At 34.4% G+C, this 718-nt stretch carries 1 protein-coding gene and 1 tRNA gene; both read left to right on the top strand.

The genetic code is table 11. The annotated features are described in order from the left end of the window. Positions 1-126: 126 nt before the first annotated feature. Positions 127-285: a hypothetical protein gene (locus tag BWI92_RS27595; protein ID WP_176464562.1), complete on the top strand. Its 159-nt coding sequence runs from the start codon at positions 127-129 to the stop codon at positions 283-285. A 182-nt stretch (positions 286-467) separates the two neighbouring features. Then, a tRNA-Asp gene (locus tag BWI92_RS26480) sits at positions 468-541 on the top strand. Positions 542-718: the final 177 nt, after the last annotated feature.

Raw genomic sequence — 718 nt, 5'->3', positions numbered from 1 at the left:
AACTTGATAAATTCTTCGATATTTCTCATTGTATGCTCTTGGTTTTACAAGAGTTTTGAGTTCATTACTAGGATCAACTAAGCAATAGTATGGTTGAGCATTTCCATTGAATCGGRWAAYWWCAAAATGGCAACACCCAAGTCATATAGCCTCAAGTCTGTTGCTGACTACTTTGGCATCCACCGTAAAGACACCACGCACAATGCCCTAGAGGATGCCGATATGACCTATCAGTGTTTTAAAAAGTATTTTGAGTTGGCAAAACGCCTTCAAATACAAGACTAAATCACGATTTATTGATGCATTTAGTCAGTCGATGTATTTTTTACAAAAATTTCAAATTTTTCCATCTTCATTTTATTCAGATAATGAGAGAGTTATAGCAACCATTACAAAAAACTTTTCAGAAAGTGCTTGAAGTGAGTTTGCATTGTAAGAAATAAGTGCTAATTTTGCATCAACAAAACGGTTTGGTAGTTCAGTTGGTTAGAATACATGCCTGTCACGCATGGGGTCGCGGGTTCGAGTCCCGTCCAGACCGCCGATTAAAAGTCTCATAATCAATAGATTGTGAGACTTTTTGTTTATACTGGTTTAAACCATAATTTTCGGTTTAAACATAGTTTAAACTTTAATAAAAAAGCTCTCTTTTAAGCATGTAGCTAAAAGAGAGCTTTTTTATTTTTTGTAGGCTTTATATACTTATCATAAGTTTCTT

The sequence above is a fragment of the Flectobacillus sp. BAB-3569 genome (genome assembly GCF_002270355.1).
Taxonomy (GTDB): Bacteria; Bacteroidota; Bacteroidia; order Cytophagales; family Spirosomataceae; genus Flectobacillus; species Flectobacillus roseus.
This window is presented reverse-complemented; position numbering and strand designations above follow the sequence as displayed.